The sequence below is a fragment of the Streptomyces yokosukanensis genome, from assembly GCF_001514035.1.
In the GTDB taxonomy this organism is placed as follows: Bacteria; Actinomycetota; Actinomycetes; order Streptomycetales; family Streptomycetaceae; genus Streptomyces; species Streptomyces yokosukanensis.
In genome coordinates this window covers 484,398-507,010 of sequence record NZ_KQ948209.1, presented here as the reverse complement: position 1 = coordinate 507,010, position 22,613 = coordinate 484,398, and the positions used below count along the sequence as shown (strand labels likewise).

18 protein-coding genes are annotated in these 22,613 nt (G+C 71.4%); 4 read left to right on the top strand and 14 right to left on the bottom strand.

Annotation, left to right across the window (positions count from 1 at the left end; all coding sequences use genetic code 11):
- Positions 1-24: 24 nt before the first annotated feature.
- Positions 25-468: a GNAT family N-acetyltransferase gene (locus AQI95_RS12160; RefSeq protein ID WP_067121276.1), complete on the top strand. Its 444-nt coding sequence runs from the start codon at positions 25-27 to the stop codon at positions 466-468.
- 6 nt (positions 469-474) lie between these two features.
- Here AQI95_RS12160 and galK read toward each other — a convergent pair whose 3' ends face one another.
- The 3 genes from galK to galT are packed head-to-tail and all read right to left on the bottom strand — an operon-like array spanning position 475 to position 3,649.
- A complete protein-coding gene (gene galK, locus AQI95_RS12155; RefSeq protein ID WP_067121274.1) occupies positions 475-1,629 on the bottom strand; it encodes a galactokinase in 1,155 nt (384 codons plus the stop codon).
- Positions 1,629-2,591, bottom strand: a complete 963-nt coding sequence (gene galE, locus AQI95_RS12150) for a UDP-glucose 4-epimerase GalE (protein WP_067121272.1) — start codon at positions 2,589-2,591, stop codon at positions 1,629-1,631. The genes galK and galE overlap by 1 nt, the downstream gene beginning before the upstream one ends.
- Positions 2,588-3,649 carry a galactose-1-phosphate uridylyltransferase gene (galT, locus tag AQI95_RS12145; RefSeq protein ID WP_067121269.1) on the bottom strand — a complete coding sequence of 354 codons (1,062 nt, stop codon included), beginning with the start codon at positions 3,647-3,649 and terminating at the stop codon, positions 2,588-2,590. The genes galE and galT overlap by 4 nt, the downstream gene beginning before the upstream one ends.
- A gap of 180 nt (positions 3,650-3,829) precedes the next feature.
- On the opposite strand from galT, the gene AQI95_RS12140 reads away from it, so the two are divergent.
- Complete coding sequence (locus AQI95_RS12140; protein ID WP_067121267.1) at positions 3,830-5,521, top strand: sodium:solute symporter family protein; 1,692 nt, start codon at positions 3,830-3,832, stop codon at positions 5,519-5,521.
- 20 nt (positions 5,522-5,541) lie between these two features.
- A complete protein-coding gene (locus AQI95_RS12135) occupies positions 5,542-5,886 on the top strand; it encodes a hypothetical protein (protein WP_067121265.1) in 345 nt (114 codons plus the stop codon).
- Between the two features lie 126 nt (positions 5,887-6,012).
- Here the strand turns inward: AQI95_RS12135 and AQI95_RS12130 are convergent, their stop codons facing one another.
- From AQI95_RS12130 to rsmI, 10 genes are all read right to left on the bottom strand, one after another.
- Positions 6,013-6,696: a helix-turn-helix transcriptional regulator gene (locus AQI95_RS12130; RefSeq protein ID WP_079071214.1), complete on the bottom strand. Its 684-nt coding sequence runs from the start codon at positions 6,694-6,696 to the stop codon at positions 6,013-6,015.
- A gap of 226 nt (positions 6,697-6,922) precedes the next feature.
- Positions 6,923-8,749, bottom strand: coding sequence for an outer membrane protein assembly factor BamB family protein (locus tag AQI95_RS12125; protein ID WP_067121261.1), 1,827 nt, complete (start codon positions 8,747-8,749; stop codon positions 6,923-6,925).
- Positions 8,750-8,858: 109 nt separating this feature from the next.
- Positions 8,859-10,700: an outer membrane protein assembly factor BamB family protein gene (locus AQI95_RS12120; protein ID WP_067121259.1), complete on the bottom strand. Its 1,842-nt coding sequence runs from the start codon at positions 10,698-10,700 to the stop codon at positions 8,859-8,861.
- Between the two features lie 481 nt (positions 10,701-11,181).
- Positions 11,182-12,990 carry an ABC-F family ATP-binding cassette domain-containing protein gene (locus AQI95_RS12115; RefSeq protein WP_067121257.1) on the bottom strand — a complete coding sequence of 603 codons (1,809 nt, stop codon included), beginning with the start codon at positions 12,988-12,990 and terminating at the stop codon, positions 11,182-11,184.
- Positions 12,991-13,205: 215 nt separating this feature from the next.
- Entirely contained in the window at positions 13,206-14,099 is an 894-nt protein-coding gene (locus tag AQI95_RS12110) for a 4-(cytidine 5'-diphospho)-2-C-methyl-D-erythritol kinase (protein ID WP_067121255.1), read from the bottom strand.
- Complete coding sequence (gene rsmA, locus AQI95_RS12105; RefSeq protein WP_067121253.1) at positions 14,096-14,998, bottom strand: 16S rRNA (adenine(1518)-N(6)/adenine(1519)-N(6))-dimethyltransferase RsmA; 903 nt, start codon at positions 14,996-14,998, stop codon at positions 14,096-14,098. Before rsmA ends, AQI95_RS12110 begins: the two co-directional genes overlap by 4 nt.
- A 138-nt stretch (positions 14,999-15,136) precedes the next feature.
- On the bottom strand, positions 15,137-16,606 hold the full coding sequence (locus AQI95_RS12100) for a resuscitation-promoting factor (RefSeq protein ID WP_067121251.1): 1,470 nt from the start codon (positions 16,604-16,606) through the stop codon (positions 15,137-15,139).
- 132 nt (positions 16,607-16,738) lie between these two features.
- Positions 16,739-17,635 (bottom strand): TatD family hydrolase, encoded by an 897-nt coding sequence (locus AQI95_RS12095; protein ID WP_067121249.1) that lies wholly within the window; start codon positions 17,633-17,635, stop codon positions 16,739-16,741.
- Positions 17,636-17,686: 51 nt separating this feature from the next.
- On the bottom strand, positions 17,687-18,097 hold the full coding sequence (locus AQI95_RS12090; protein WP_067121247.1) for a hypothetical protein: 411 nt from the start codon (positions 18,095-18,097) through the stop codon (positions 17,687-17,689).
- A 340-nt stretch (positions 18,098-18,437) separates the two neighbouring features.
- Positions 18,438-19,286, bottom strand: coding sequence for a 16S rRNA (cytidine(1402)-2'-O)-methyltransferase (gene rsmI / locus AQI95_RS12085; protein WP_067121245.1), 849 nt, complete (start codon positions 19,284-19,286; stop codon positions 18,438-18,440).
- A gap of 189 nt (positions 19,287-19,475) precedes the next feature.
- Here rsmI and AQI95_RS12080 point away from each other — a divergent pair, with 189 nt between their 5' ends.
- Positions 19,476-21,224 carry a dolichyl-phosphate-mannose--protein mannosyltransferase gene (locus AQI95_RS12080; protein WP_067121243.1) on the top strand — a complete coding sequence of 583 codons (1,749 nt, stop codon included), beginning with the start codon at positions 19,476-19,478 and terminating at the stop codon, positions 21,222-21,224.
- 34 nt (positions 21,225-21,258) lie between these two features.
- Here AQI95_RS12080 and AQI95_RS12075 read toward each other — a convergent pair whose 3' ends face one another.
- Positions 21,259-22,368, bottom strand: coding sequence for a PP2C family protein-serine/threonine phosphatase (locus tag AQI95_RS12075; protein ID WP_067121241.1), 1,110 nt, complete (start codon positions 22,366-22,368; stop codon positions 21,259-21,261).
- Between the last annotated feature and the right edge of the window lie 245 nt (positions 22,369-22,613).

Here is a 22,613-nt window from a genome sequence, read left to right as displayed (position 1 = left end):
TCCAGCGCGTTTATCGTGTGCCGCATGTTTCGTATTGAGACGGAAGTGGACAAAGGACGACGTGATCTGCTCCGCTCACGGCTGCGGGACACCAACACGGCGGCGTCCCCGATCCTCGCGGCGCTGCGCGGCACACCCGGCGAACGCGAAGTCCCCCTGCACGTCTGGGCCCTGGACCCCGCCGGCGATCTGGCCGGCGGCCTGGTCGGCCACACCTGGGCGACCTGGCTGCACGTCACCTACCTCTGGGTCGACGCCGCCCGCCGCGGCGCGGGGCTGGGCTCGCGCCTGCTGGCGCAGGCGGAGCACCTCGCCGCCACCGACCGCGCCTGCACCGCCGCCCGCCTGGAGACCTGGGACTTCCAGGCCCCGCACTTCTACGAGAAGCAGGGCTACGAGGTGGTGTGCGTGATCCCGGACTATCCACCGGGGATCACGGAGTACACGCTGACGAAGCGCCTGGGCTGAGGAGGCTCAGAGCAGCCGCCGGGCCCCCGCCGAAGGCACCGCCTCGAAGATGCGCGGGGCCGTGAAGCCGGCCTTGGCGAAGGCCTCTTCGATCGCCTTCGTCCGGGTGTCCACCTCGGCGGCCTCCGTCAGGACGATCGCCGAGCCGCCGAAGCCGCCGCCCGTCATGCGGGCGCCGAGGGCCCCGGCGGCGAGGGCCGTGTCGACGACCAGGTCCAGCTCCGGGCAGGAGATGCGGAAGTCGTCGCGCAGAGAGGCATGGCCCTCGGTGAGGACCGGGCCGATGGCGCGGGGGTCGCCGGACTCCAGGAGGTCCACGACGCGTTCGACCCGGTGGTTCTCGGTCACGACGTGGCGGACCAGGCGGACGATCTCCTCCTCGTCGCCGAGCCGGGCCAGCGCCTCGTCCAGACCGGCGTACGGCACGTCCCGCAGGGCGTCGACGCCGAGCAGGGCCGCGCCCTTCTCGCAGCCCGCCCGGCGCTTGCCGTACTCCCCGCCGCTGTGCGCGTGCTTGACCTGGGTGTCGACCACCAGCAGGCGCAGCCCCTCGGCCGCGAGGTCGAAGGGGATCTGCCGCTGGGACAGGTCGCGGGTGTCGAGGAAGAGGGCGTGGCCGTCCTCGCAGCAGGCCGAAGCCGTCTGGTCCATGATGCCGGTGGGCGCACCCACGTAGACGTTCTCGGCGCGCTGGCAGAGGCGGGCCAGCTTCCAGCGCTGCAGGCCCAGGTCGTAGAGGTCGGTGAGCGCGAGCGCGATCACCACCTCCAGGGCCGCCGAGGACGACAGGCCGGCGCCCGTCGGGACCGTCGAGGCCAGGTGCACGTCCGCGCCCGTGATCCCGTGGCCCGCCTCGCGCAGGGCCCAGACGACGCCCGCCGGGTAGGCCGTCCAGCTGTCGTCGCTCTGCGGGGCCAGGGCGTCCAGGCGCAGTTCCGCCACGCCGCCCTCGATGTCCGCCGAGTGCAGGCGCAGGATGCCGTCGTCCCTGCGGGAGACCGCCGCGATCGTCTTGTGCGGCAGCGCGAACGGCATCACGAAGCCGTCGTTGTAGTCGGTGTGCTCGCCGATCAGGTTGACCCGGCCCGGCGCCGCCCACACCCCCTGCGGCGGTGCGCCGTACAGCTCGGCGAAGCGCTCCGCGACCTGCTCTGCCCCCACTACCGCTCCTCTGTGATGTGCTGCGCGAACTCCCAGGCGTCCGCGACGATGCCCGCGAGATCCGCGCGTGTCGGGTTCCAGCCCAGTGTCTCGCGGGCGGTGTCCGCGGAGGCGACCAGGACGGCCGGGTCGCCGCCCCGGCGCGGGGCCGCGATCTCCGGGATCGGGTGGCCGGTGACCCGGCGGACCGTCTCGATGACCTCGCGGACGGAGAAGCCCTCGCCGTTGCCGAGGTTGCAGATGAGGTGCTCGCCCGGGCGCGCGGCCGTCAGGGCCAGCAGGTGGGCCTCGGCCAGGTCCGCGACGTGGATGTAGTCACGGACGCAGGTGCCGTCCGGGGTCGGGTAGTCGTCGCCGTAGACGGAGATCGCCTCGCGGCGGCCCTGGGCGACCTGGAGGACCAGCGGGATGAGGTGCGACTCGGGGTCGTGGCGCTCGCCGTACGCGCCGTACGCGCCCGCCACGTTGAAGTAGCGCAGGGAGACCGCCGCCAGGCCGTGGGCGTTCGCCTCGCTGGTGATCATGTGGTCGACGGCCAGCTTGGAGGCGCCGTAGGGGTTGGTGGGCCTGGTCGGCGCGCTCTCCACGATCGGGACCTGCTCCGGCTCGCCGTACGTGGCGGCCGTGGAGGAGAACACCAGCTTGTGGACGCCCGCGTCGCGCATCGCGCCGAGCAGCGCCATGGAGCCGGCGACGTTGTTGTCCCAGTACTTCTCCGGCTTCACCACGGACTCGCCGACCTGCGAGTACGCGGCGAAGTGGAGCACGCCGTCGTAGGAGGAGTCGAGCCACTTGGCGGCGTCGCGGATGTCGCCCTCGACGAAGGCGGCGCCCGCGGGGACGCCCGCGCGAAAGCCCGTGGAGAGGTTGTCGAGGACCGTGACCTCGTGTCCGGCCTCCAGCAGGTGCTGGGCGACCACGCTGCCGACGTAACCTGCCCCGCCCGTCACCAGGTACTTCATGAACTCGCTACCTCTCGCAGTCGCTCGGCCGCGCGCTCCGGCGGCACGTCGTTGATGAACACGTTCATGCCGGACTCGGAACCCGCGAGAAACTTCAGCTTGCCGGAAGTGCGGCGGATGGTGAAAAGCTCGAGGTGGAGGGCGAAGTCGTCGCGCTCCACGCCGTCGAACTCCTCCAGCGCGCCGAACGGGGCCTGGTGCCAGGCCGCGATGTACGGCGTCGGAGGCTCACCGGTGCCGAAGATCCGGTCGAAGCGCCTCAAGAGTTCCAGATAGACCTGAGGGAATTCTGTGCGCGCCGCCTCGTCCAGCGCGAGCAGATCGGGCACGCGGCGCTTGGGGTACAGGTGGACCTCGTACGGCCAGTGGGCCGCGTACGGCACGAACGCGGCCCAGTGTTCACCCTCAAGGACGACCCGCCGATCGGCCAGTTCCCGCTCCAGGACGGCGTCGAAAAGGTTGCCGCCGCCGGTGGCCTCCTTGTGCGCGGCGAGCGAGCGCAGCATCAGCGCGGTGCGCGGGGTGGTGAAGGGGTAGGCGTAGATCTGTCCGTGCGGGTGCCCCAGGGTCACGCCGATCTCCTCGCCCCGGTTCTCGAAGCAGAAGACCTGCTGGACGGAGGGCAGATGCGACAGCTCCGAGGTGCGGTCCGTCCAGGCGTCCAGCACGAGGCGCGCCTGCTCGGTGCCCAGGTCCGCGAAGGAGGCGTCGTGGTCGGAGGTGAAGCAGACGACCTCGCAGCGACCGGAGTCGCCGGCCAGGGAGGGGAAGCGGTTCTCGAAGACGACGACGTCGTACGACGAGTCCGGGATCTCACTGAGCCGCTCGCCCCGCGTCGGGCACAGGGGGCACTGGTCGGCCGGCGGGTGGTACGTGCGCCCCTGCCGGTGGGAGGCGATGGCGACCGAGTCGCCGAGCAGCACGTCTTTGCGGATCTCGGACGTCGTACGGGTCCGCTCCAGCGGGCGGCGGTCGACGGCGTCTCGCACGGTGTCGTCGCGCAGGTCGTAGTAGATCAGCTCACGACCGTCGGCCAGCCGTGTCGAGGTCTTCTTCAACGCCGGACTCCTCTACGTCCCGCACCCAATCACTCAACACAATCAAACATAACAGACCACAACCCGACAACCTCTAGGATCATCACAATCAAACAAAGAACACCAACAGAAGTGTTCAATATCTGAACGCGGAGACGTAGGTTCCGCTCTGGATCAGTTCGCGCAACGAAGCGAGTTCTCATGCAAACCCCCACAGACAGCCCGCTGTATCTGGCGGCGGAACTACGGCTCCCCACCAACTGGCTGGACTACACGATCCTGGCGATCTACTTCGTCGTCGTCCTCGGCATCGGCTTCGCGGCCCGCCGCTCGGTGAAGACCAGCCTCGACTTCTTCCTCTCCGGACGCTCGCTGCCCGCCTGGATCACCGGCCTCGCCTTCATCTCGGCGAACCTGGCGGCCACCGAGATCCTGGGCATGGCCGCGAACAGCGCCCAGTACGGCGCCTACACCGTGCACTGGTACTGGATCGGCGCCATCCCGGCCATGGTCTTCCTGGGCCTGGTGATGCTTCCCTTCTACTACGGCAGCAAGGTCCGCTCGGTCCCCGAGTTCCTGCTGCTGCGCTTCGACCGGGCCGCCCACCTGCTCAGTTCGGTCCTGTTCGCCATTGCCGCCATCCTGATCGCGGGCGTCAACCTCTACGCCCTCGCGATCGTCGTCGAGGCCCTGCTCGGCTGGCCGCAGTGGGTCGCCATCGTCGTCGCCGGCGCCTTCGTCCTCGCCTACATCACCCTCGGCGGCCTCTCCTCGGCGATCTACAACGAGGTGCTCCAGTTCTTCGTGATCCTGGCCGCGCTCATCCCGATCACCGTCCTCGGCCTGAAGAAGGTCGGCGGCTGGGGCGGGCTGACCGACAAGCTCACCGCGACCCACGGCCACAACTTCACCACCGCCTGGGGCGGGACCGGCATCGGCAGCGCCAACCCGCTCGGCGCCAACTGGCTGACCATCGTCCTCGGCCTCGGCTTCGTGCTCTCCTTCGGCTACTGGACCACCAACTTCGCCGAGGTGCAGCGCGCCCTGTCCGCGAAGAACCTCTCCGCCTCCCGGCGCACCCCGCTGATCGCCGCCTACCCGAAGATCTTCATCGTCTTCCTGGTGATGATCCCCGGCCTGGTCGCCGCCGCCCTCGTGCCGAAGATCGGCACCTCCGCCTCCGGCCTGCAGTACAACGACGCCATCCCGTACCTGATGCAGGAGCTGCTGCCCAACGGCGTGCTCGGCATCGCGGTCACCGGCCTGCTGGCGGCCTTCATGGCGGGCATGGCGGCGAACGTGTCGTCCTTCAACACGGTCTTCACGAACGACATCTGGGCCAAGTACGTCGTGCGCGGCCGCGAGGACTCCTACTACGTCAGGTTCGGCCGCCTGATCACGGCGGTCGGCGTCCTCGCGTCGATCGGTACGGCGTTCCTGGCGTCGTCGTTCTCGAACATCATGAGCTACCTGCAGACGCTGTTCTCCTTCTTCAACGTGCCGATGTTCGTGGTGTTCATCGTCGGCATGTTCTGGAAGCGCGCCTCCGCCAAGTCCGGCTTCTGGGGCCTGCTCGCGGGCACCGTCACCGCGATGGTGAACTACTTCGTGCTCTACAAGAAGGGCATCATCTCCATCCCCTCCGACCAGGGCGCCAACTTCGTCTCCGCGATCGCGGGCTTCGTGGCGGGCGCGGTCGTGATGGTCGCGGTGTCCTTCTTCACGAAGCCGAAGCCGGCGCAGGAACTCCAGGGGCTGGTCTACGGCACCCGCTCCCCCGGCATGTCCGAGGCGCCCGCGCCCGGTGACGAGGCCTGGTACCGCAAGCCGGCCCTGCTGGGCTGGGGCGCGGTCGTCCTGGCCGCCGCCTGCTACATCCCGTTCTCGTTCTGACGAGGAAGGACCGAGGAACCATGAGCGACAACTCCGAGCACTCCGACCGCCGTCACGAGGGCTTCCACTACAGCGAGCAGGACGTCCAGCGCGAAGTCACCGAGCTGGAGGGCAAGTCCGCGACCGCGGCCCGCATCTTCGACCTGCGCCGCATCATCGGCGGCCTGTTCGTGGTGTACGGCGTCATCGTCACGATCACCGGCATCACCGACTCCCAGGCCGCCATCGACAAGGCCCAGGGCGTCAACATCAACCTCTGGACCGGGATCGGGATGCTCCTGCTGGGCATCTTCTTCCTGGCCTGGCTGAAGCTGCGGCCTGCGGCGCCTCGGCCGGCGCCTCCGGAGAGTTCGCCGCAGGACTAGCCGTTGGCTGGGGGCGGTTCCGCGGAATGCGGGCCGTCCCCCGGCTGCGGGTCGGTGGGGGCTGGTCGCGCAGTTCCCCGCGCCCTCGAGGAACTGCGGTGCCGTCGGCTTCAGCAGTGCCGGTGGCTATGCGGGGCCGGGGTTCAGTGGGCCCGCCCGGTCCAGCAACCCCGTTCGCGCGGCCAGCGCCGCCGCCTCCAGGCGCGACCCGACGCCCAGCTTCATCAGCACCCGCTGCACATGCGTCCGCGCGGTACTCGGCGCGATGCCCATCCCGGCGGCGATCAGCCGGGTGTCCTCCCCGTCAGCCACCCGCACCAGCACCTCCACCTCGCGAGGCGTCAGCATCCCCAGCAGCCGCTGGGCCTCGTCGTCCGGCTGCGCCGACGGATTGAGCAACTCACCGAACGCCCCCTGCAGCAACTGCGGCGCCACCGCGGCCTCCCCCGCCCGCGCCTTCATGATCGCCCGTTCGACGCCCTCTATCCGCTCGTCGTGCCGCACATACCCCGAGGCCCCCGCGGCGAACGCCGCCGCGATCCCCCGCGGCGACGGCACGGGTCCGAGCACCACCACCGCCACCTGCGGCCGCTCCCGCTTGACCTTCGTCACCGGGTCGAAGGCACCCGGTTCGGCCGGCGCCGCCGTGCCCAGCAGGCACACCTCCGGCGCCCGCGCGATCACCAGGTCCGCCGCGCCCGCGGCCGGCGCCGCCGCCGCGAGCACCCGGTGCCCGCGCAGTTTGAGCGCCGACGCCAACGCCTCCGCGAGCAGGCGATGGTCGTCGACGACCATGAGCCGTACTCCCATAGAGCAACCCCCCAGTCCCCCCCATGGATGCCCCACTATGGACGTCCAGCGGTCCGCAAGGACAGAGGGCCCCCCGGCACCTCGCCCTTCATGCCCCCGGAAGCTACACGCTTGTTCGACGTATTGCTGCCCCTCTTGATGAGAAGTGCCCCGGATCGATGAAATCCGGGGCACTTCTTGGTAAGTCACCCATTCGGGCGAGACTCACGACGGGTCGGCGCGTCGGTCAGCCGTTCGTTCCGTACGCGAGCACCAGGTCCTCCTTGCCGTACGACGACATGCCCTTGTGCTTGGCGAAGACCTGCGACATGTACAGACGGCCGTCGCCGAAGAGGATCTCCCCGTACTCGGGCAGGATGTTGGCCTCCGCCTTCCGCGCGCTGTCCGTCGCGGGGTTCTCCAGCAGCTCGGTCGACTTGAAGGACCCGCCGTCGATGCTGACGACCTGGCCGCCCTTGTCGTACGGCGGCCGCTTGTAGGCGATCAGGTTGCCGCCGTCCATGCGCAGCGGGGACATCACATAGCCCTCGCCGGCCTCGGCGCGCTGGCCGGTCGGCTTGCCCGTGTTCAGGTCGAAGGCGACGATCTCGTTCGTCTTGCTGAACGCCTCGCCGTTGCCGTCGTGCTCCTCGGTCGGCAGGTACAGCTTGCCGTTGCCCGCGACGATCTCCTTGCAGTACTCGACGCGGGTGATGCCGTCGCACTTGCCGCCGTAGGTCTTGCCCGGCGCGGAGATGTGGGCGAGCAGCTTGCCGGTCTTGCTGTCGATGGAGAAGTAGTCCGAGACCTCGCTGCCGTCACCGGCGCTGTCGCCGACGTCGGCGGCCACCACCAGCGGGTCGGTGGAGACGATGGAGGCGTACTCGATCCCCGGGTCCATCTTGTACTCGGAGATCACCTTCCCGGTCTTCGGGTCGAGGGTCTGGATGAGCAGCTGCGGACTGTCGGAGTTCCCGCAGTTGCGCACCGCGACGAGCTTGTCGCCGCCGCCGTAGCCCGCGTCGTAGCAGTCGTCGCCCGGCTTCGGCAGCCACAGCGGCTTGGCCGAGTCGATGTCGAAGGCGGCAGCGCCGTCGCTGTCACCGAGCGCGACGGTTCGCTGAGCGACCGTCACGTTCTGATAACTGATCGGATAGTCACCGGACTTGACCGACTTCGTCCACAGCTTCTTGCCGCCGTCGAGGTCGATCGCCGAGATCTGCGTGCACCCGGCGAAGGAGTCCTTCGTGCTCCACTTCGGCTGGTAGGTGATCGCGGTCTTGCCGTCGGACGTGGCGTGCGCGCTGGCCGCGCAGACCGGGCCGGGCAGCTTGATCGTCCACAACTTGGTGCCCTTGGCCGGGTCGTAGCCGACGACCTCGGCGACGCCGGTCTTGGCGTACACCTTGTCGGTCAGCCACGAACCCACGGTGCTGACCGTGTCGTCCGCGGTGGGCAGCGGAACCTCGAACAGCACACTGCCCGCGGGGTTGGCCGGCACCTTCTCCTTGCCGCCGCCCGTGCCCCCGGTGCCGCCGGTGCCGCCACCGCTCTTGCCGCCGGTGCCGCCGCTGGAGGAGCCGGTGTCGTGGTTCTTGCCGTCGCCGCCGGAGGAGCCCGCGTACCACAGGCCGCCGGCGACGATCAGCGCGATGGCCACGACCGCCGCGACGACGATGAGCAGCGTGGTGTTGTTGCGCCCGCCGCCGCTCTGCGCCGGCTGCGGCTGCATCGGCACGGTCGGCGGCTGGCCCGGATAGCCGTAACCCGGCTGCGGGGGCTGCGTGTACGGGTTCTGCGGCTGACCGCCGTAGGGCGCGGCGGGCTGCTGGCCGTACGCCGGGGTCGGCTGGCCGTACGGGTTCTGCTGCCCGCCGGGGTAGCCGTAACCGGGCTGTGGCGGCTGGGGCGGCTGCGGGGCCGGCGCGGCCTGCGGGTAGCCGTAGCCGGGCTGCGGCTGAGGGGGCTGCGGAGGCTGCTGCGGCTGGGGGGGCTGCTGCGGCTGCGGGGTCGGGGGGCCGAAACCGCCCTGCTGCGGGGGCTGGTTGGGCGGCGGAGGGGGCGGCTGGGTCATGGAACGGATACCTCGATGAGGCTCGAAAGCCGTACGCCGAAGGGATACGGCGATGGGGACAGGGACACGGCGAAGGGATTCGCCACAGACAGGGGGCCGGGACGGCGGCTCAGTCGCCGAAGGCCATGATCAGCTTCTCCTTCGACTGGTCGCTGCCGGACAGCCGCCCGGCGGAGATGAAGAACCGCCCGTCGACCCAGTCCATGTCGGCGTCGTAGAAGGTGTTCTCGATCTCGGCCGTGCCCTGCGGGTTCTGCAGCAGCTTCGCCGTCGTGTGCGAGGAGCCGCCGACCGGGATCGACACCACCTGGCCGCCCGCGTCGTACGACGGCTGCACATACGCGACGAGCTTGCCGCCCTCGACCTTCATCGGGTACATCGGTTCGTCGGCCGGGGACTTGACCCGCCACTTCGCCTTGCCGTCGGCCAGGCTGATCGCGACGATCTCGTTGGCGCTGCCGGTGGTGTCCGTCGGCAGATACAGCGTGCCGGCGTCCGCGGCGACGCCCTGGCAGCCCTGCAGGTCGCGTTCGAGGACCGCCCAGCCGCAGCGGGGGGCGAACTTCTCGTCGACCTTGACCTCCGAGCGGAACTTGCCCTTCTCGGTGAAGGTCGAGATGTTCCAAGCCTTCTTGTCCTGGTTGGTCAGATAGACCACCAGCGGGTCGACGGAGAACGTCCGGGTGACCTGCCAGCCCTTCTTGACCGGCTGGGTCCAGCGGACCTTGCCGGTGGCCGGGTCCAGCTCCTGGATCTCGTCGTGCGCGTTGCTGCCGCCCGCACCGCAGGAGGACACCTGGATCAGCCGGTCGGTGCCGCCCGCGTACGCGGTCGGGAAGCAGGCCGTGCCGTACTTCTCCTTGTCGTACAGCTTGTGGCCGCTGTCGATGTCGTACGCCGTGCCCGACTCCGAGCGCCCCACCATCAGCGTCTTGCCGCTCACCGTCAGTTCGACGTTGAGCGCACTGTCGAAGAGCCCGCCGTCGGCGACCTCGGTGCTCCAGCCCTTGTGGCCGGTGGCCAGGTCGATCTCCTGCAGCTGGTTGCACTTGGCCTTGTCACCGGCGCCGCTCATGTACGCCACGACGACCTTGTCGTCGGCGGACTTCTGCGGGGTGACCGCGCAGATCTTCTGCGGGAAGGAGAGCGGGCCCCACACCGGCGCGCCGTCGCCGACGCCATAGGCGAAGACCTGCTGGTACGCCGCCTTCACCGCCGCCTTGCCGGTGACCCACATGCCGGGCGCGTCGGCCCCGGAACCCGGGGCGTCCGGTGCCGACTTGTACCAGAGGACCTTCGCCTCGCCGGCCTTGCGGCCCTCGTTGAAGTTCTCCGGGTCGGCACCGCCGCCGGACGAACTCGACGCGCTCGGCGTGCCGGTGGCGGAGTGCTTGGAGTCGTCGCCGTGCTGGGCGACCGGCTTCTTCTTGTTACCGCCGTCGCCGCCGTCGCCGCTCGTGACCGCGTACACCGTGCCGCCGACGACCAGCAGCGCGGCCACCGCGCCGCCGATGACCAGCGCGGTCCTCGTCCTGGTCCTGCCGCCCGATGCGCCGCCCGGCGCACCGGGGTACGGCGGCTGCTGCGGGTGGCCGAAGCCGGGTTGGGGCGCCGCGCCGTAGGGGCCGGGCTGGGGCGGATAGCCGTAGGGGCCGGGGGTGCCCGGCGCGGCGGGGGCGCCGTACGGACCCGGCTGCTGGGGGTGGCCGTAGCCGGGCGGCTGCGGCGGCTGCGGCAAAGCGGCGGGGGGCTGGGCCGGCGGCGGGGGCGTGGGGGGTACGCCGGGAGCGCCCGGGGTACCAGGGGTGGCTTGCGGGGGGCCGAAGCCGCCCTGCGCCGGTGGCGTCTGCGGAGCGCCGAAGCCGCCGCCCGGCGGTGGCTGGTCCTGTGGTGGTGGGTCCTGTGGCGCTCCGAAGCCGCCCTGCGGCGGCTGATTGGGCGGCTGAGTCATCAGCGCTCTTCCCCCTCGTTCACTGATTTTTAGCCACGCCCTGAGGTTCTTGACGGAACCTGGGTCGTTACTCAGAAAGTTCTCAGACGGCCCTTTCTATCACCCGGTACCGACAGCGCACGGGCTCGGATCCGCCGCTGTTCCCAAGGGACGACCGGCCCGTGATGCCGCCGTTATGCGCCTTCACGCCCCCTTCACGCGGCGCACGCAACAGCACCGTGCGCGGGGCGGGGGCAGGGGCGTGGTGAGGGGGTGGGGCCGTGAAGTGCGGGCGCCTGATGGCTGATTCACGCCCAGGCGTGCGGATGCGGACTGCCGACGGCGCACACACCCGTGACACACAACGGGGTGCACGCCCACACGCCGGCGCGGGCGCTGCTCTCACCGCGCCCGCGCCCGTTGCCCGCGCCGTAGCCAACGCCTCTTGCCCGCGCCGTAGCCCGCGCCTCTTGCTCGCGCCGCGATCCCGCGCCCGGCCCCGCTACGCGTCCTCCGCCAGCTCCAGCCAGCGCATCTCCAGCTCCTCGCGCTCCCCGACGAGGTCGCGCAACTGGGCGTCCAGGTCGGCGACCTTCGCGAAGTCGGTGGCGTTCTCGGCGATCTGGGCGTGCAGCTTCGTCTCCTTCTCGGAGACCTTGTCCAACTGGCGCTCGATCTTCTGGAGTTCCTTCTTGGCGGCGCGCTGGTCGGCGGCGCTCTTCTCCGACGCGGCCGGCTTGGGCGCCGCGGCGGCGGCCTGCGCGGCGACCGCTTCCTCCATGCTCCGGCGCCGCTCCAGGTACTCGTCGATGCCGCGCGGCAGCATCCGCAGGGCGCTGTCGCCGAGGAGGGCGAAGACCCGGTCGGTGGTGCGCTCGACGAAGAACCGGTCGTGGGAGATGACGATCATCGAGCCCGGCCAGCCGTCGAGGAGGTCCTCCAGCTGGGTGAGGGTCTCGATGTCGAGGTCGTTGGTCGGCTCGTCCAGGAACAGGACGTTGGGTTCGTCCATGAGGAGGCGCAGCAGCTGCAGGCGCCGTCGCTCACCACCGGACAGGTCCCCGACCGGTGTCCACTGCTTCTCCTTGTTGAAGCCGAACGTCTCGCACAGCTGCCCGGCGGTCATCTCGCGCCCCTTGCCGAGGTCGACGCGCTCGCGGACCTGCTGCACGGCCTGCAGGACCCGCCAGGTGGGGTCGAGTTCGGCGACTTCCTGGGAGAGGTAGGCGAGCTTGACGGTCTTGCCGACGGCGATGCGCCCGGCGGCCGGCTGCTCCTCGCCCTCCGTGCGGGCGGCCGCGGCCATGGCCCGCAGCAGCGAGGTCTTGCCGGCGCCGTTCACCCCGACGAGGCCGATCCGGTCGCCGGGACCGAGCTGCCAGGTGACGTGCTTGAGCAGCAGCTTCGGCCCGGCCTGCACGGTGATGTCCTCGAGGTCGAAGACGGTCTTGCCGAGCCGCGAGGAGGCGAACTTCATCAGTTCGCTGCTGTCGCGGGGCGGCGGCACGTCCGCGATCAGCTCGTTGGCGGCCTCGACGCGAAAGCGCGGCTTGGACGTACGGGCGGGGGCGCCGCGGCGCAGCCAGGCCAGCTCCTTCCTGATCAGGTTCTGCCGCTTGACCTCCTCGGTGGCGGCGATCCGCTCACGCTCCGCGCGCGCGAAGACGTAGTCGGAGTAGCCGCCCTCGTACTCGTACACGTCGCCGCGCTGCACGTCCCACATGCGGGTGCAGACCTGGTCGAGGAACCACCGGTCGTGCGTCACGCACACCAGCGCCGAGCGGCGGTTGCGCAGATGCTCGGCGAGCCAGGCGATGCCCTCGACGTCGAGGTGGTTGGTGGGCTCGTCGAGGACGAGCAGGTCCTGTTCCTCGATGAGCAGCTTGGCGAGCGCGATACGGCGCCGCTCGCCGCCGGACAGCGGCCCGATCACCGTGTCCAGCCCCTTCGGGAAGCCCGGCAGGTCCAGTCCCCCGAAGAGCCCGGTCAGTACGTCCCTGACCTTGGCGTTGCCGGCCCACTCGTGGTCGGCCATGTCGCCGATGACCTCGTGCCGGACGGTGGCGGCGGAGTCGAGGGAGTCGTGCTGCGTGAGCACGCCGAGCCGCAGTCCGCCGGAGTGCGTGACGCGTCCGGTGTCGGCCTCCTCCAGCTTGGCGAGCATCCGGATGAGGGTGGTCTTGCCGTCGCCGTTGCGGCCCACCACGCCGACGCGATCACCCTCCGACACGCCGAGTGAGACGCCGTCCAGCAGGGCACGGGTGCCGTACACCTTGCTGACGTTCTCGACATTGACCAGGTTGACGGCCATTTCACTCCTGTGCGCGGGGGTCGGTCAGCCTTCTAGCGTAGGGCCTCGGGGGGTGGGGGCGGGGTGCGAGGGGGCGGTCACTCTTGGTGACGACAAGATCGGGATGCGGCCGCTGCCGCAGGAGAGACGGGGTGCCCACCGCCGCGTGTTCGATCGACGCCCGCCGAGGCTCGGGCCCTGCTGTGAGGCTCGGGCCCTCCTCTGGGGCTCAGGCCCTAGAGGACCGTCGCCCCCGCCACCGGCCCCGCCGCCGTCCGCACCGACCTGCACGTCCCCGACGCCCGCAGCGCCGCCGCCACCTTCTCGGCCGACTCGGCGCCGGGCGCGAGGAACGCCGTCGTGGGCCCCGAACCGGAGACCAGCGTGGCCAGCGCGCCCGCTCCCCGTCCCGCCTCCAGCGTGTCCGCCAGTTCCGGGAACAAGGACAGGGCGGCAGGCTGAAGATCGTTGGAAACGGCCCCCGCCAACGCCTCCACGTCGCCCTTCGCCAGCGCCTCCAGCAGATCCGGCGAGGCCACCGGCTCGGGGATCTGCCGCCCCTGCGCGAGCCGGTCGAACTCGCGGAAGACCGCCGGCGTCGACAGCCCCCGCTCGGCCATCGCGAACACCCAGTGGAAGGTGCCGCCGGTCTCCAGGGCGGTCAGCTGCTCGCCGCGCCCGATCCCGAGGGCGGCTCCGCCCACCAGACTGAACGGCACGTCACTGCCCAGTTCGGCGCAGATCGCGAGCAGCTCGGCCCGTGAAGCGGCCGCGCCCCACAGCGTGTTGCAGGCCAGCAGCGCGCCCGCGCCGTCCGCGCTGCCGCCCGCCATGCCGCCGGCGACCGGGATGTCCTTGGCGATGTGGATGTGCACGGCCGGTTCGATGCCCCGGCGCGCGGCGAGCGCGATCGCGGCGCGCGCGGCGAGGTTGGTGCGGTCCAGGGGGACCTCGGCGGCGTCCGGGCCCTCGCAGGTGACGCGCAGCTCGTCCGCCGGGGTGACGGTGACCTCGTCGTACAGGCCCACGGCGAGGAAGACGTTGGCGAGGTCGTGGAAGCCGTCGGGGCGCGCGGCGCCGACCGCGAGCTGGACGTTGACCTTGGCCGGCACCCGTACCGTGACGCTCACTTGCCGCTCTCCTCCTGCCCGGTGACCTGCTCGGCGACCGCGTCCTTGTGCTCGGCGATCCGCACGAACTCCTCCACCGTCAGCGACTCTCCGCGCGCCTGCGGCGAGACCCCGGCCGCGACCAGGGCGGCCTCGGCGGCAGCGGCGGAGCCGGCCCAGCCGGCCAGTGCCGCGCGCAGGGTCTTCCGGCGCTGTGCGAAGGCCGCGTCGACGACCGCGAAGACCTCCCGCTTGGTGGCCGTCGTCTTGATCGGTTCGGCCCGCCGGACGAGGGAGACCAGCCCGCTGTCGACGTTGGGCGCCGGCCAGAAGACGTTGCGGCCGATGGCCCCGGCCCGCTTCACCTCGGCGTACCAGTTGGCCTTCACGGACGGCACGCCGTACACCTTCGAACCGGGCGCGGCGGCCAGCCGGTCGGCGACCTCGGACTGCACCATGACCAGCGTGCGCTCGATGCTCGGGAAGGTGTCGAGCATGTGCAGCAGCACCGGTACGGCGACGTTGTAGGGGAGGTTCGCCACCAGCGCCGTCGGCGGGGGACCGGGCAGTTCGCCGACGTGCATCGCGTCGGAGTGCACCAGCGCGAACCGGTCGGCGCGCGCCGGCATGCGCGCCCCGATGGTCGCGGGCAGGGCCGCGGCGAGTACGTCGTCGATCTCGACGGCGGTGACCCGGTCGGCGACCTCCAGCAGCGCGAGCGTGAGGGAGCCGAGCCCCGGGCCGACCTCGACGACCACGTCGTCGGGGCGGACCTCCGCGGTGCGGACGATGCGGCGGACCGTGTTGGCGTCGATCACGAAGTTCTGGCCGCGCTGCTTGGTGGGACGGACACCGAGCGCTGCCGCCAGCTCGCGGATGTCGGCGGGGCCGAGGAGGGCGTCGGGGGTGGGGCTGCTCACGGGACAAGGGTACGGGGGTGAGCGGGGCCGGGTTGCCAGGTGTCCGTCGCCACGGCTGCCCGCAGCGGCGGCGCGATGCCGTGGCCACACGCCGGGGCAGGCGCACGCCGGGGCAGCCGCACCGCAGCCGCGCGCCGGTCAACCGTGCAGACGCGCCCCGCAGCTCGGCCACGGGGTCGCCCCGCGCCGTGTGTACAGCTTCTTCGCGCGCAGTGTCTGTTCGTCCGCCGGGGCGTCCTGGGGGCGGCCGTTTCCGCCGAGGCTGTGCCAGGTGCGCGTGTCGAACTGGTAGAGCCCGCCGAACGTGCCCGAGGGGTCGACGGCGTCCGGGCGACCGCCGGACTCGCAGGTGGCGAGGCCGCGCCAGTTCAGGTGGTCGGCGCCGGAGACCGAGTGCGGCAGCGGCTTGGTGCCCACCTTCACGATCTGCTTGCGCGGTTTGCGCACCACCTCGGAGGTCTCCCGGCGCGGCTTCTCCCGGACCCCGTTGACGATGCGCAGCAGGTACGTGTCGCGCCGCAGCCCCGGTTGCCCGGCCTGGGCGACGACCTCGTTGCCCTTGAAGAGGGTGGGGTCCTCGGTGCGCTCGACCTCGAACGGGATCTGCTCCTCGCGGACCTCCTGGGACCCGCTGACCCGCAGGACGGTCACCGTCTGCCCGTCGCGCGGGAAGCTGTCCTGGGGGACGGAGGTGGTGTCCTCGCCGTGCAGCCCGATCCCGGCCTCCTCCAGGGCCTCACGGACGGTGGCCGCGTTGGTGCGGATCGTCCGGGTGCGGCCGTCGGCCATGATCGTGACGGCGCGTTCGGTGCGTACGTCGAGCGCGAGCCCGGCGCGTCCGATGCGTTGGGAGCGCGAGACGGACAGATACGCGCCCTCCGCGCGCACGCCCAGTTCGTCCAGCGCGCCCGCCACGGTGTGCGCCGTCGTCCACACCTCGCGCTGCTGGCCGTCCAGGGTGAGCCGGACGGGGCGCCCGTAGCGCACGGCGATCGCGTCTCCGCTGGTGAGCGCCGCGCCGGGGGCGGGCGCGATCATGTCGTGCGTCCCCGTGCGCACGCCCTCGTCGGCGAGCAGCTCGTGCACGTCGTCGGCGAACGTGTGCAGGGTGCGCTGCTTGCCGTCGACGGTCAGCTCGACCGCCTTGTCCTTGGCGACGAACGCGGTGGTGCCGCCGGCGAGGAAGGCCACGACCAGCGCCTGCGGCAGCAGGCGGCGCACGGTGGACTCCGGGCGCTCGGCGCAGCGCGCCCTGCGTCGGCGCGCGGCTCGCCCGCTCACCCCGGCGGGCATCTCGACGCCGCGCGCCCCGTCGCCGTCCGGCGCGCTCCCGGCACCCAGCGTGCTCTCGGCGTCCGGCACGCGCCGTACCCCCGGCGCGCTCCCGGCCTGCCGGGGCAGCAACGGCTCGGTCACGAAGTACGCCTGCGCCTCGTAGGCGGGCCGGTAGGTGTCCTCGCGCAGCCCGTACGGCAGGGTCGCCGCGGAGTGCGCGAAGTGCGCGGAGGCTTCGGGGCCGTACTGCTCGTACGACTCGTATGCCTCGTACGCCTCGTACTGGTCGTACGGCTCGTAGGCCTCGAACGTCTCGTACTGCGACTTGCTCACGCCGACACGCTCCAGAGGTGCAGAGGGGTCCGATCGGGCCCCCAGAACCTAGCGGAGCGGTCGTCACTCTCCAAAGCGACGCGGCTACGTACTGTTGCCCGTCGAGCGTGCGCTCAGTGCTCGAACAGGGGCTCAGTAGGCGAAGGCGCGGGCGGTGTTGGCGGCGAGGGCCGTCGCCAGCGCGTCCTCGTCGATGCCGCGCACGGCGGCCATGGCACGGACCGTGACCGGGACGAGGTAGGGCGCGTTGGGCCGGCCTCGGTACGGCGCCGGGGTCAGGAAGGGCGCGTCGGTCTCCACGAGGACCAGCTCCAGCGGGGCGACGGCGAGGGCGTCCCGCAGATTCTGGGCGTTCTTGAAGGTGACGTTGCCGGCGAAGGAGAGGAAGTAGCCCTCGCGGGCGCAGATCTCCGCCATCTCGGCGTCGCCGGAGTAGCAGTGGAAGACGGTGCGCTCGGGGGCGCCCTCCTCCTTCAGGACGCGCAGGACGTCGGCGTGCGCGTCGCGGTCGTGGATGACGAGCGCCTTGCCGTGCCGCTTGGCGATCTCGATGTGGGCGCGGAAGGACCGCTCCTGGGCGGCCTTGCCCTCCGGGCCGGTGCGGAAGTAGTCGAGCCCGGTCTCGCCGACGCCCTTCACCTGGGGCAGCCCGGCGAGCCGGTCGATCTCGGCGAGGGCCTCGTCCAGTGCCGCGTCACCGCCCGGCGTGCGGGCGCCCTGACGCGACCAGCCGTCGGGGTCGCCGTGGACGATCCGCGGGGCCTCGTTGGGGTGCAGGGCGACGGCGGCGTGGACGCTGTCGTACGCGGCCGCCGTCTCGGCGGCCCACTGGGAGCCCTTGATGTCGCAGCCGACCTGGACGACCGTCGTCACGCCCACCGACGCGGCCTTCGCGAGGCCTTCCTCGACCGTGCCGGACTGCATGTCGAGGTGGGTGTGCGAGTCGGCGACCGGAACGCGCAGCGGCGGCGGAAGCGGCGGCGCGGCGTTCTTGTCGCCCTGGGTGGTCGGGCCGGCGTTCGAAGACATGCCCCGATCCTACGAAAGGGGCATGCCCTCGGCGCAGGGCGATCGATCCGCTCAGCCGGCCTTGCGCTGGAACGCGTGCAGGAGATCGGACAGGTGCCAGTGGTGCGGTTCCTTGGGCTGCGCCTGCCGCACCGGCACCTGCGGCGCCTCGACCGGTCCCGCCTGCGGCACGCTGTGGTGCCGCTCCACGGCGCCGCGCACCGACGAGACCTGCCCCGCGCGCATGATCCGCACGACGTGACCGTCGCAGTTGTGGCAGTTGGGCCGGCTCAGCGGCGACGGCACGACCCGGCCGTCGGCCACGTACAGCACGAACTCGTGCCCATCGGCGCCCGTGTGGTGCTCTATCTCGTACGACTGCTCCCAGCCGTGCCCGCATCGCATGCAGGCGAACGAATACGACTCGTGAACGACGGCTGTGGGGGTGCCACGGAGGCCGGTCTGCCCTGCGATCTCGCTCATGCCAGCTCCTCTGGTCCGCTGGACGAGGGACGGGTTGTGCGTCCCTTCGACCAGTGGACGCCTTCACCAGCGCGAATGCATCAGGGCTGTCGAGTGTTGGAGGCGATTTGAGCCTTCCTTGCCGAAAAGGCCCCGCCCGGCCCCTTTCCCTTTGCCATCGGCGACAGCCCTTTGCCGTCCCATGGCCCGCCCGCTCACCAGAGAACACCCCTGCTCAGAGGGTGTATCGCCGCAGGTCAGGGGCAGCGCCCCAGAGAGGCGCGGAGAACCGTGCGACCGGCCGCGAACGACGTTCGGCCCGCGCCGCACCGCGACCCCGCCGGCGTGCCCCGCAGCGGCTTCACCCAGCGGAGCGCTTCGCTGCAACCACGGCGTCGAAGACGATCCGCTTCGGAATCCCCGCCTCCACCGCCACCGCGGCGATCGCCTCCTTGCGGCGCTCCCCGGCCTCCTCCCGCACCCGCACCCGGCGCACGAGTTCCTCCGCGTCGAGTTCCTCGGGCCCGGCCTCGGGCGCCCCCTCGACCACGACGGTGATCTCCCCGCGCACACCCTCCGCGGCCCACCGGGCCAGCTCCTCCAGCGGACCGCGCCGTACCTCCTCGTACGTCTTGGTCAGCTCGCGACAGACGGCGGCCCGCCGGTCCGCGCCGAAGGCCTCGGCCATGGCGGCGAGGGTGTCGTCGAGCCGGTGCGGGGCCTCGAAGTACACGAGGGTGCGCCGCTCGGCGGCGACCTCCCGCAGCCGGGACAGCCGCTCGCCCGCCTTGCGCGGCAGGAAGCCCTCGAAGCAGAACCGGTCGACGGGCAGCCCGGACAGGGCGAGCGCGGTGAGCACGGCGGACGGGCCCGGCACGGCGGTGACCTTGATCTCCTTCGCCACGGCCGCCGCGACCAGCCGGTAGCCGGGGTCGGACACGGACGGCATCCCCGCGTCGGTCACCAGCAGCACGCGCGCGCCGCCGAGCAGCTCCTCGACCAGCTCCGGTGTGCGGGCGGACTCGTTGCCCTCGAAGTACGACACCACCCGGCCCTTGGGGGTGACGCCGAGCGCCTGGGTGAGCCGGCGCAGCCGCCGGGTGTCCTCTGCCGCGACCACGTCGGCGCCGGCCAGCTCCTCGGCCAGCCGGGGCGGCGCGTCCGCGATGTCGCCGATGGGGGTACCTGCGAGGACAAGGGTTCCAGTCACGCCCCCCATCCTCGCAGGGACCGCCCGCGGGCCGGGAACGCGGACGCCGTGCCCGCCCCGGGGACACGACGGCCCCGCACCTGCCGGCGCCCCCGGAACGTCCCGGGAGGGGCCCGGGAAAACGGCCGCATCCCGACCGGTACCCCACATGCACGGGACTCCCACAGAACGGTTCCCTACGATGGCGCGGTGACCAGTACCGCGTCCTCCACGGACCTCCGGCAGGGCCAGGCGCCGCACGACCAGCGGCCGTCGTGGCAGCAGCGGCTGCGCCGATTCGGATACGTACCGGCCAAGGACGCGCCCTCGGGCGACGTACGCGACCGGCTGGTGCCTCCGTACGCGGAGCCGAGCCCCCGGCTGTGGCAGGCGCTCGGGCTGTCGCCGGTCCTCGCCGGGCGGATCACCCGCTGGTCGGGCTGGGGCGGTCCGCTGCTGGTGACGCTGCTGGCGGGCCTGATGCGGTTCTGGAACCTGGGCAGCCCGCGCGCGGTGATATTCGACGAGACGTACTACGCCAAGGACGCCTGGGCGCTCGTCCACCGCGGGTTCGAGGTCAACTGGGACAAGAACGCCAACGACCTGGTGCTGCAGACGCACGGCCATCTCGCGATCCCGACGGACGCGGCGTACGTCGTGCATCCGCCGGTCGGCAAGTACGTCATCGGGCTCGGCGAGCTGATGTTCGGGTTCGACCCGTTCGGCTGGCGGTTCATGACCGCGCTGCTCGGCACGCTGTCCGTGCTGATGCTGTGCCGGATCGGGCGCCGGATGTTCCGCTCGACGTTCCTCGGCTGCCTCGCGGGGGCGCTGATGGCGGTGGACGGCCTGCACTTCGTGATGAGCCGGACCTCGCTGCTCGACGGCGTGCTGATGTTCTTCGTGCTGGCCGCGTTCGGCTGTCTGATCGTCGACCGGGACCGGTCCAGGCAGCGGCTGGCCGCCGCGCTGCCGGTCGGCCCGGACGGCCGGGTCCGCCCGGACGCGGATGTCGCCGACACCGCGCGCCTGGGCCTGCGTCCCTGGCGCTGGGCGGCCGGGCTGATGCTGGGCCTGGCCATCGGCACGAAGTGGAACGGCCTGTACATCCTTGCCGCGTTCTGTGTGATGGCGGTGCTGTGGGACGTCGGCGCCCGCAGGACGGCCGGCGCCCGGCACCCGTACGTGGCGGCCCTGAAGTACGACACGGGCATCGCCTTCCTCGCGACGGTCCCGGTGGCGATCATCGTCTACCTGGCCTCCTGGACCGGCTGGATCCTCTCCCCGACGGACGGCACCGGCGGCTACTACCGCAACTGGGCGGCCACCGACGGCAAGGGCGGCAGCTGGGCCTTCCTGCCGGACTGGCTGCGCAGCCTGTGGCACTACGAACACGAGGTCTACAAGTTCCACATCGGGCTCACCCAGCCGCACACCTACCAGTCCAACCCGTGGAGCTGGATCGTGCTGGGCCGCCCGGTGTCGTACTTCTACGAATCCCCGAACCCCGGTGCGGACGGCTGCCCTTCGGACGCCGGCCAGAAGTGCGCCCGCGAGGTGCTGGCGATCGGCACGCCGCTGCTGTGGTGGGCGGCCTGCTTCGCGATCCTGTACGTGCTGTGGCGCTGGGCGCTGCGCCGCGACTGGCGAGCCGGTGCCATCGCGTGCGGGATCGCGGCCGGTTACCTGCCCTGGTTCATGTACCAGGAGCGGACCATCTTCCTGTTCTACGCCGTCGTCTTCGTGCCGTTCCTGTGCCTGGCGGTGGCGATGCTGATCGGCGCGATCATCGGCCCGCCGGGCTCCTCCGACACCCGCCGGCTGATCGGCGCCTCCTCGGCAGGCGTACTGGTGCTGCTGATCACCTGGAACTTCATCTACTTCTGGCCTCTTTACACCGGCACGGCGATCCCGGTCGACCAGTGGCGGTCGCGGATGTGGCTGGACACCTGGGTGTAGCCGGCCACACCCGGGCGAACGCAGCGGGCCGGACTCACAGCCGTACGACGACCAGGGCGGTGTCGTCGGTGGCGTCACCGGGTGGGAGCAGGTCGTCGAGCACGGCGTCGGCGAGGGCTTCGGGGTCGTCTGCCCGGTGGCGGGCGAGGGAGTCGGCGAGCCGGGCGAGGCCGGTGTCGATGTCTTCACCGCGGCGTTCGATCAGGCCGTCGGTGTAGAGCACGAGAACGGCGCCCTCGTGGAAGGCCGCGTCGGCCTGGATCCGGGGGGCGTGTTCAGGGCGCGCGGCCAGCGGCGGGTCCGTGGCCCGGTCCAGGAACTCGACGGTCCCGTCCTCGTGGAGGAGCCCGGGTGGGGGGTGGCCGGCGCAGCTGTAGGTGATGGTGCGGGTCTCCCAGCCGATGAATGCCGTGGCCACGGTGGTGTTCTCGGCGCCGTCGAGGGTGCGGGCGTACAACCCGAGGACTTCCAGAGCGCGGGCGGGGCCTTCGGCGACGAGGCAGGCGGCGGTGAGGGCGCTGCGCAGTTGTCCCATGACGCAGGCCGCGGGCAGACCGTGGCCGACGACGTCGCCGACGGCCACGGCGATGCGGTCGCCGGGCAGGTCGACCAGGTCGTACCAGTCGCCGGCCACATTCAGTGCTTCGGCGGCGGGCCGGTAGCGTACGGCCGCCTGGTGCCGGCCGGCCGGGCGCAGAGCGGGCAGCATGGACTCCTGTAGGGCCAGCGCGACTTCACGGGCGCGGATGAGTTCGGTGACGTCCTCCACCCGGTGCAGCAGCAGCGCCACTCGCCCGTCCGATCCGAACACAGGGATGTTGGTCATGTTGAAGTAGCGCTCGTGCCACACTCCGGGCTGGTCGGGGTCCTCCGTGTCGTAGCCCTGCAGCGCCACGATGCTGCGCTCACCGGTGCCCGCCGCCTGGCGCAGTGACGCCAGAACTCTGAGCAGGAGAGGCTCAGCGGGGTCCTTCTCGGGCCTGTCATCGGGCACGAAGCGACCGACCACTTGGTCGCGAGCGAGGCCCCGGAGGCGCAGGAACTCCGCGTTGGCGTCCACGTAGACCAGCTGCGGAGTCACCAGCGCCACCGCCCCGGGAAGGGCCTGGAACACCGCCGCGTAGTCGACCGCCGGTACCTTCATGACGTGCCTGCCTTGACCCGCCGCTCTGTCTCTCTTCACGATACGAGCGGAGAGTCACACTGCGCCCCATGATGTTGCCGGCCCGAGGGCGGCTGCAGCACGAACGATGATCGATGGGCGCGCCCGCAGACCTCACCGCCGACCTCGCCCGGGGCGTACGCCCAGGTCAGGGTCGCACGGGGCCGGATCGTGCAGACTTCGTCCACCGGGCTGATTGTCGCAAGCCTGCTACGGATCCGCCGCGG

Coding starts and splice junctions, on each gene's coding strand:
- AQI95_RS12160 (WP_067121276.1), top strand. CDS start 25: ATGTTTCGTATTGAGACGGAAGTGGACAAAGGACGACGTGATCTGCTC.
- galE (WP_067121272.1), bottom strand. CDS start 2,591: ATGAAGTACCTGGTGACGGGCGGGGCAGGTTACGTCGGCAGCGTGGTC.
- AQI95_RS12140 (WP_067121267.1), top strand. CDS start 3,830: ATGCAAACCCCCACAGACAGCCCGCTGTATCTGGCGGCGGAACTACGG.
- AQI95_RS12135 (WP_067121265.1), top strand. CDS start 5,542: ATGAGCGACAACTCCGAGCACTCCGACCGCCGTCACGAGGGCTTCCAC.
- AQI95_RS12130 (WP_079071214.1), bottom strand. CDS start 6,696: ATGGGAGTACGGCTCATGGTCGTCGACGACCATCGCCTGCTCGCGGAG.
- AQI95_RS12125 (WP_067121261.1), bottom strand. CDS start 8,749: ATGACCCAGCCGCCCCCTCCGCCGCCCAACCAGCCCCCGCAGCAGGGC.
- AQI95_RS12120 (WP_067121259.1), bottom strand. CDS start 10,700: ATGACTCAGCCGCCCAATCAGCCGCCGCAGGGCGGCTTCGGAGCGCCA.
- AQI95_RS12115 (WP_067121257.1), bottom strand. CDS start 12,990: ATGGCCGTCAACCTGGTCAATGTCGAGAACGTCAGCAAGGTGTACGGC.
- AQI95_RS12095 (WP_067121249.1), bottom strand. CDS start 17,635: ATGTCTTCGAACGCCGGCCCGACCACCCAGGGCGACAAGAACGCCGCG.
- AQI95_RS12090 (WP_067121247.1), bottom strand. CDS start 18,097: ATGAGCGAGATCGCAGGGCAGACCGGCCTCCGTGGCACCCCCACAGCC.
- AQI95_RS12075 (WP_067121241.1), bottom strand. CDS start 22,368: ATGAAGGTACCGGCGGTCGACTACGCGGCGGTGTTCCAGGCCCTTCCC.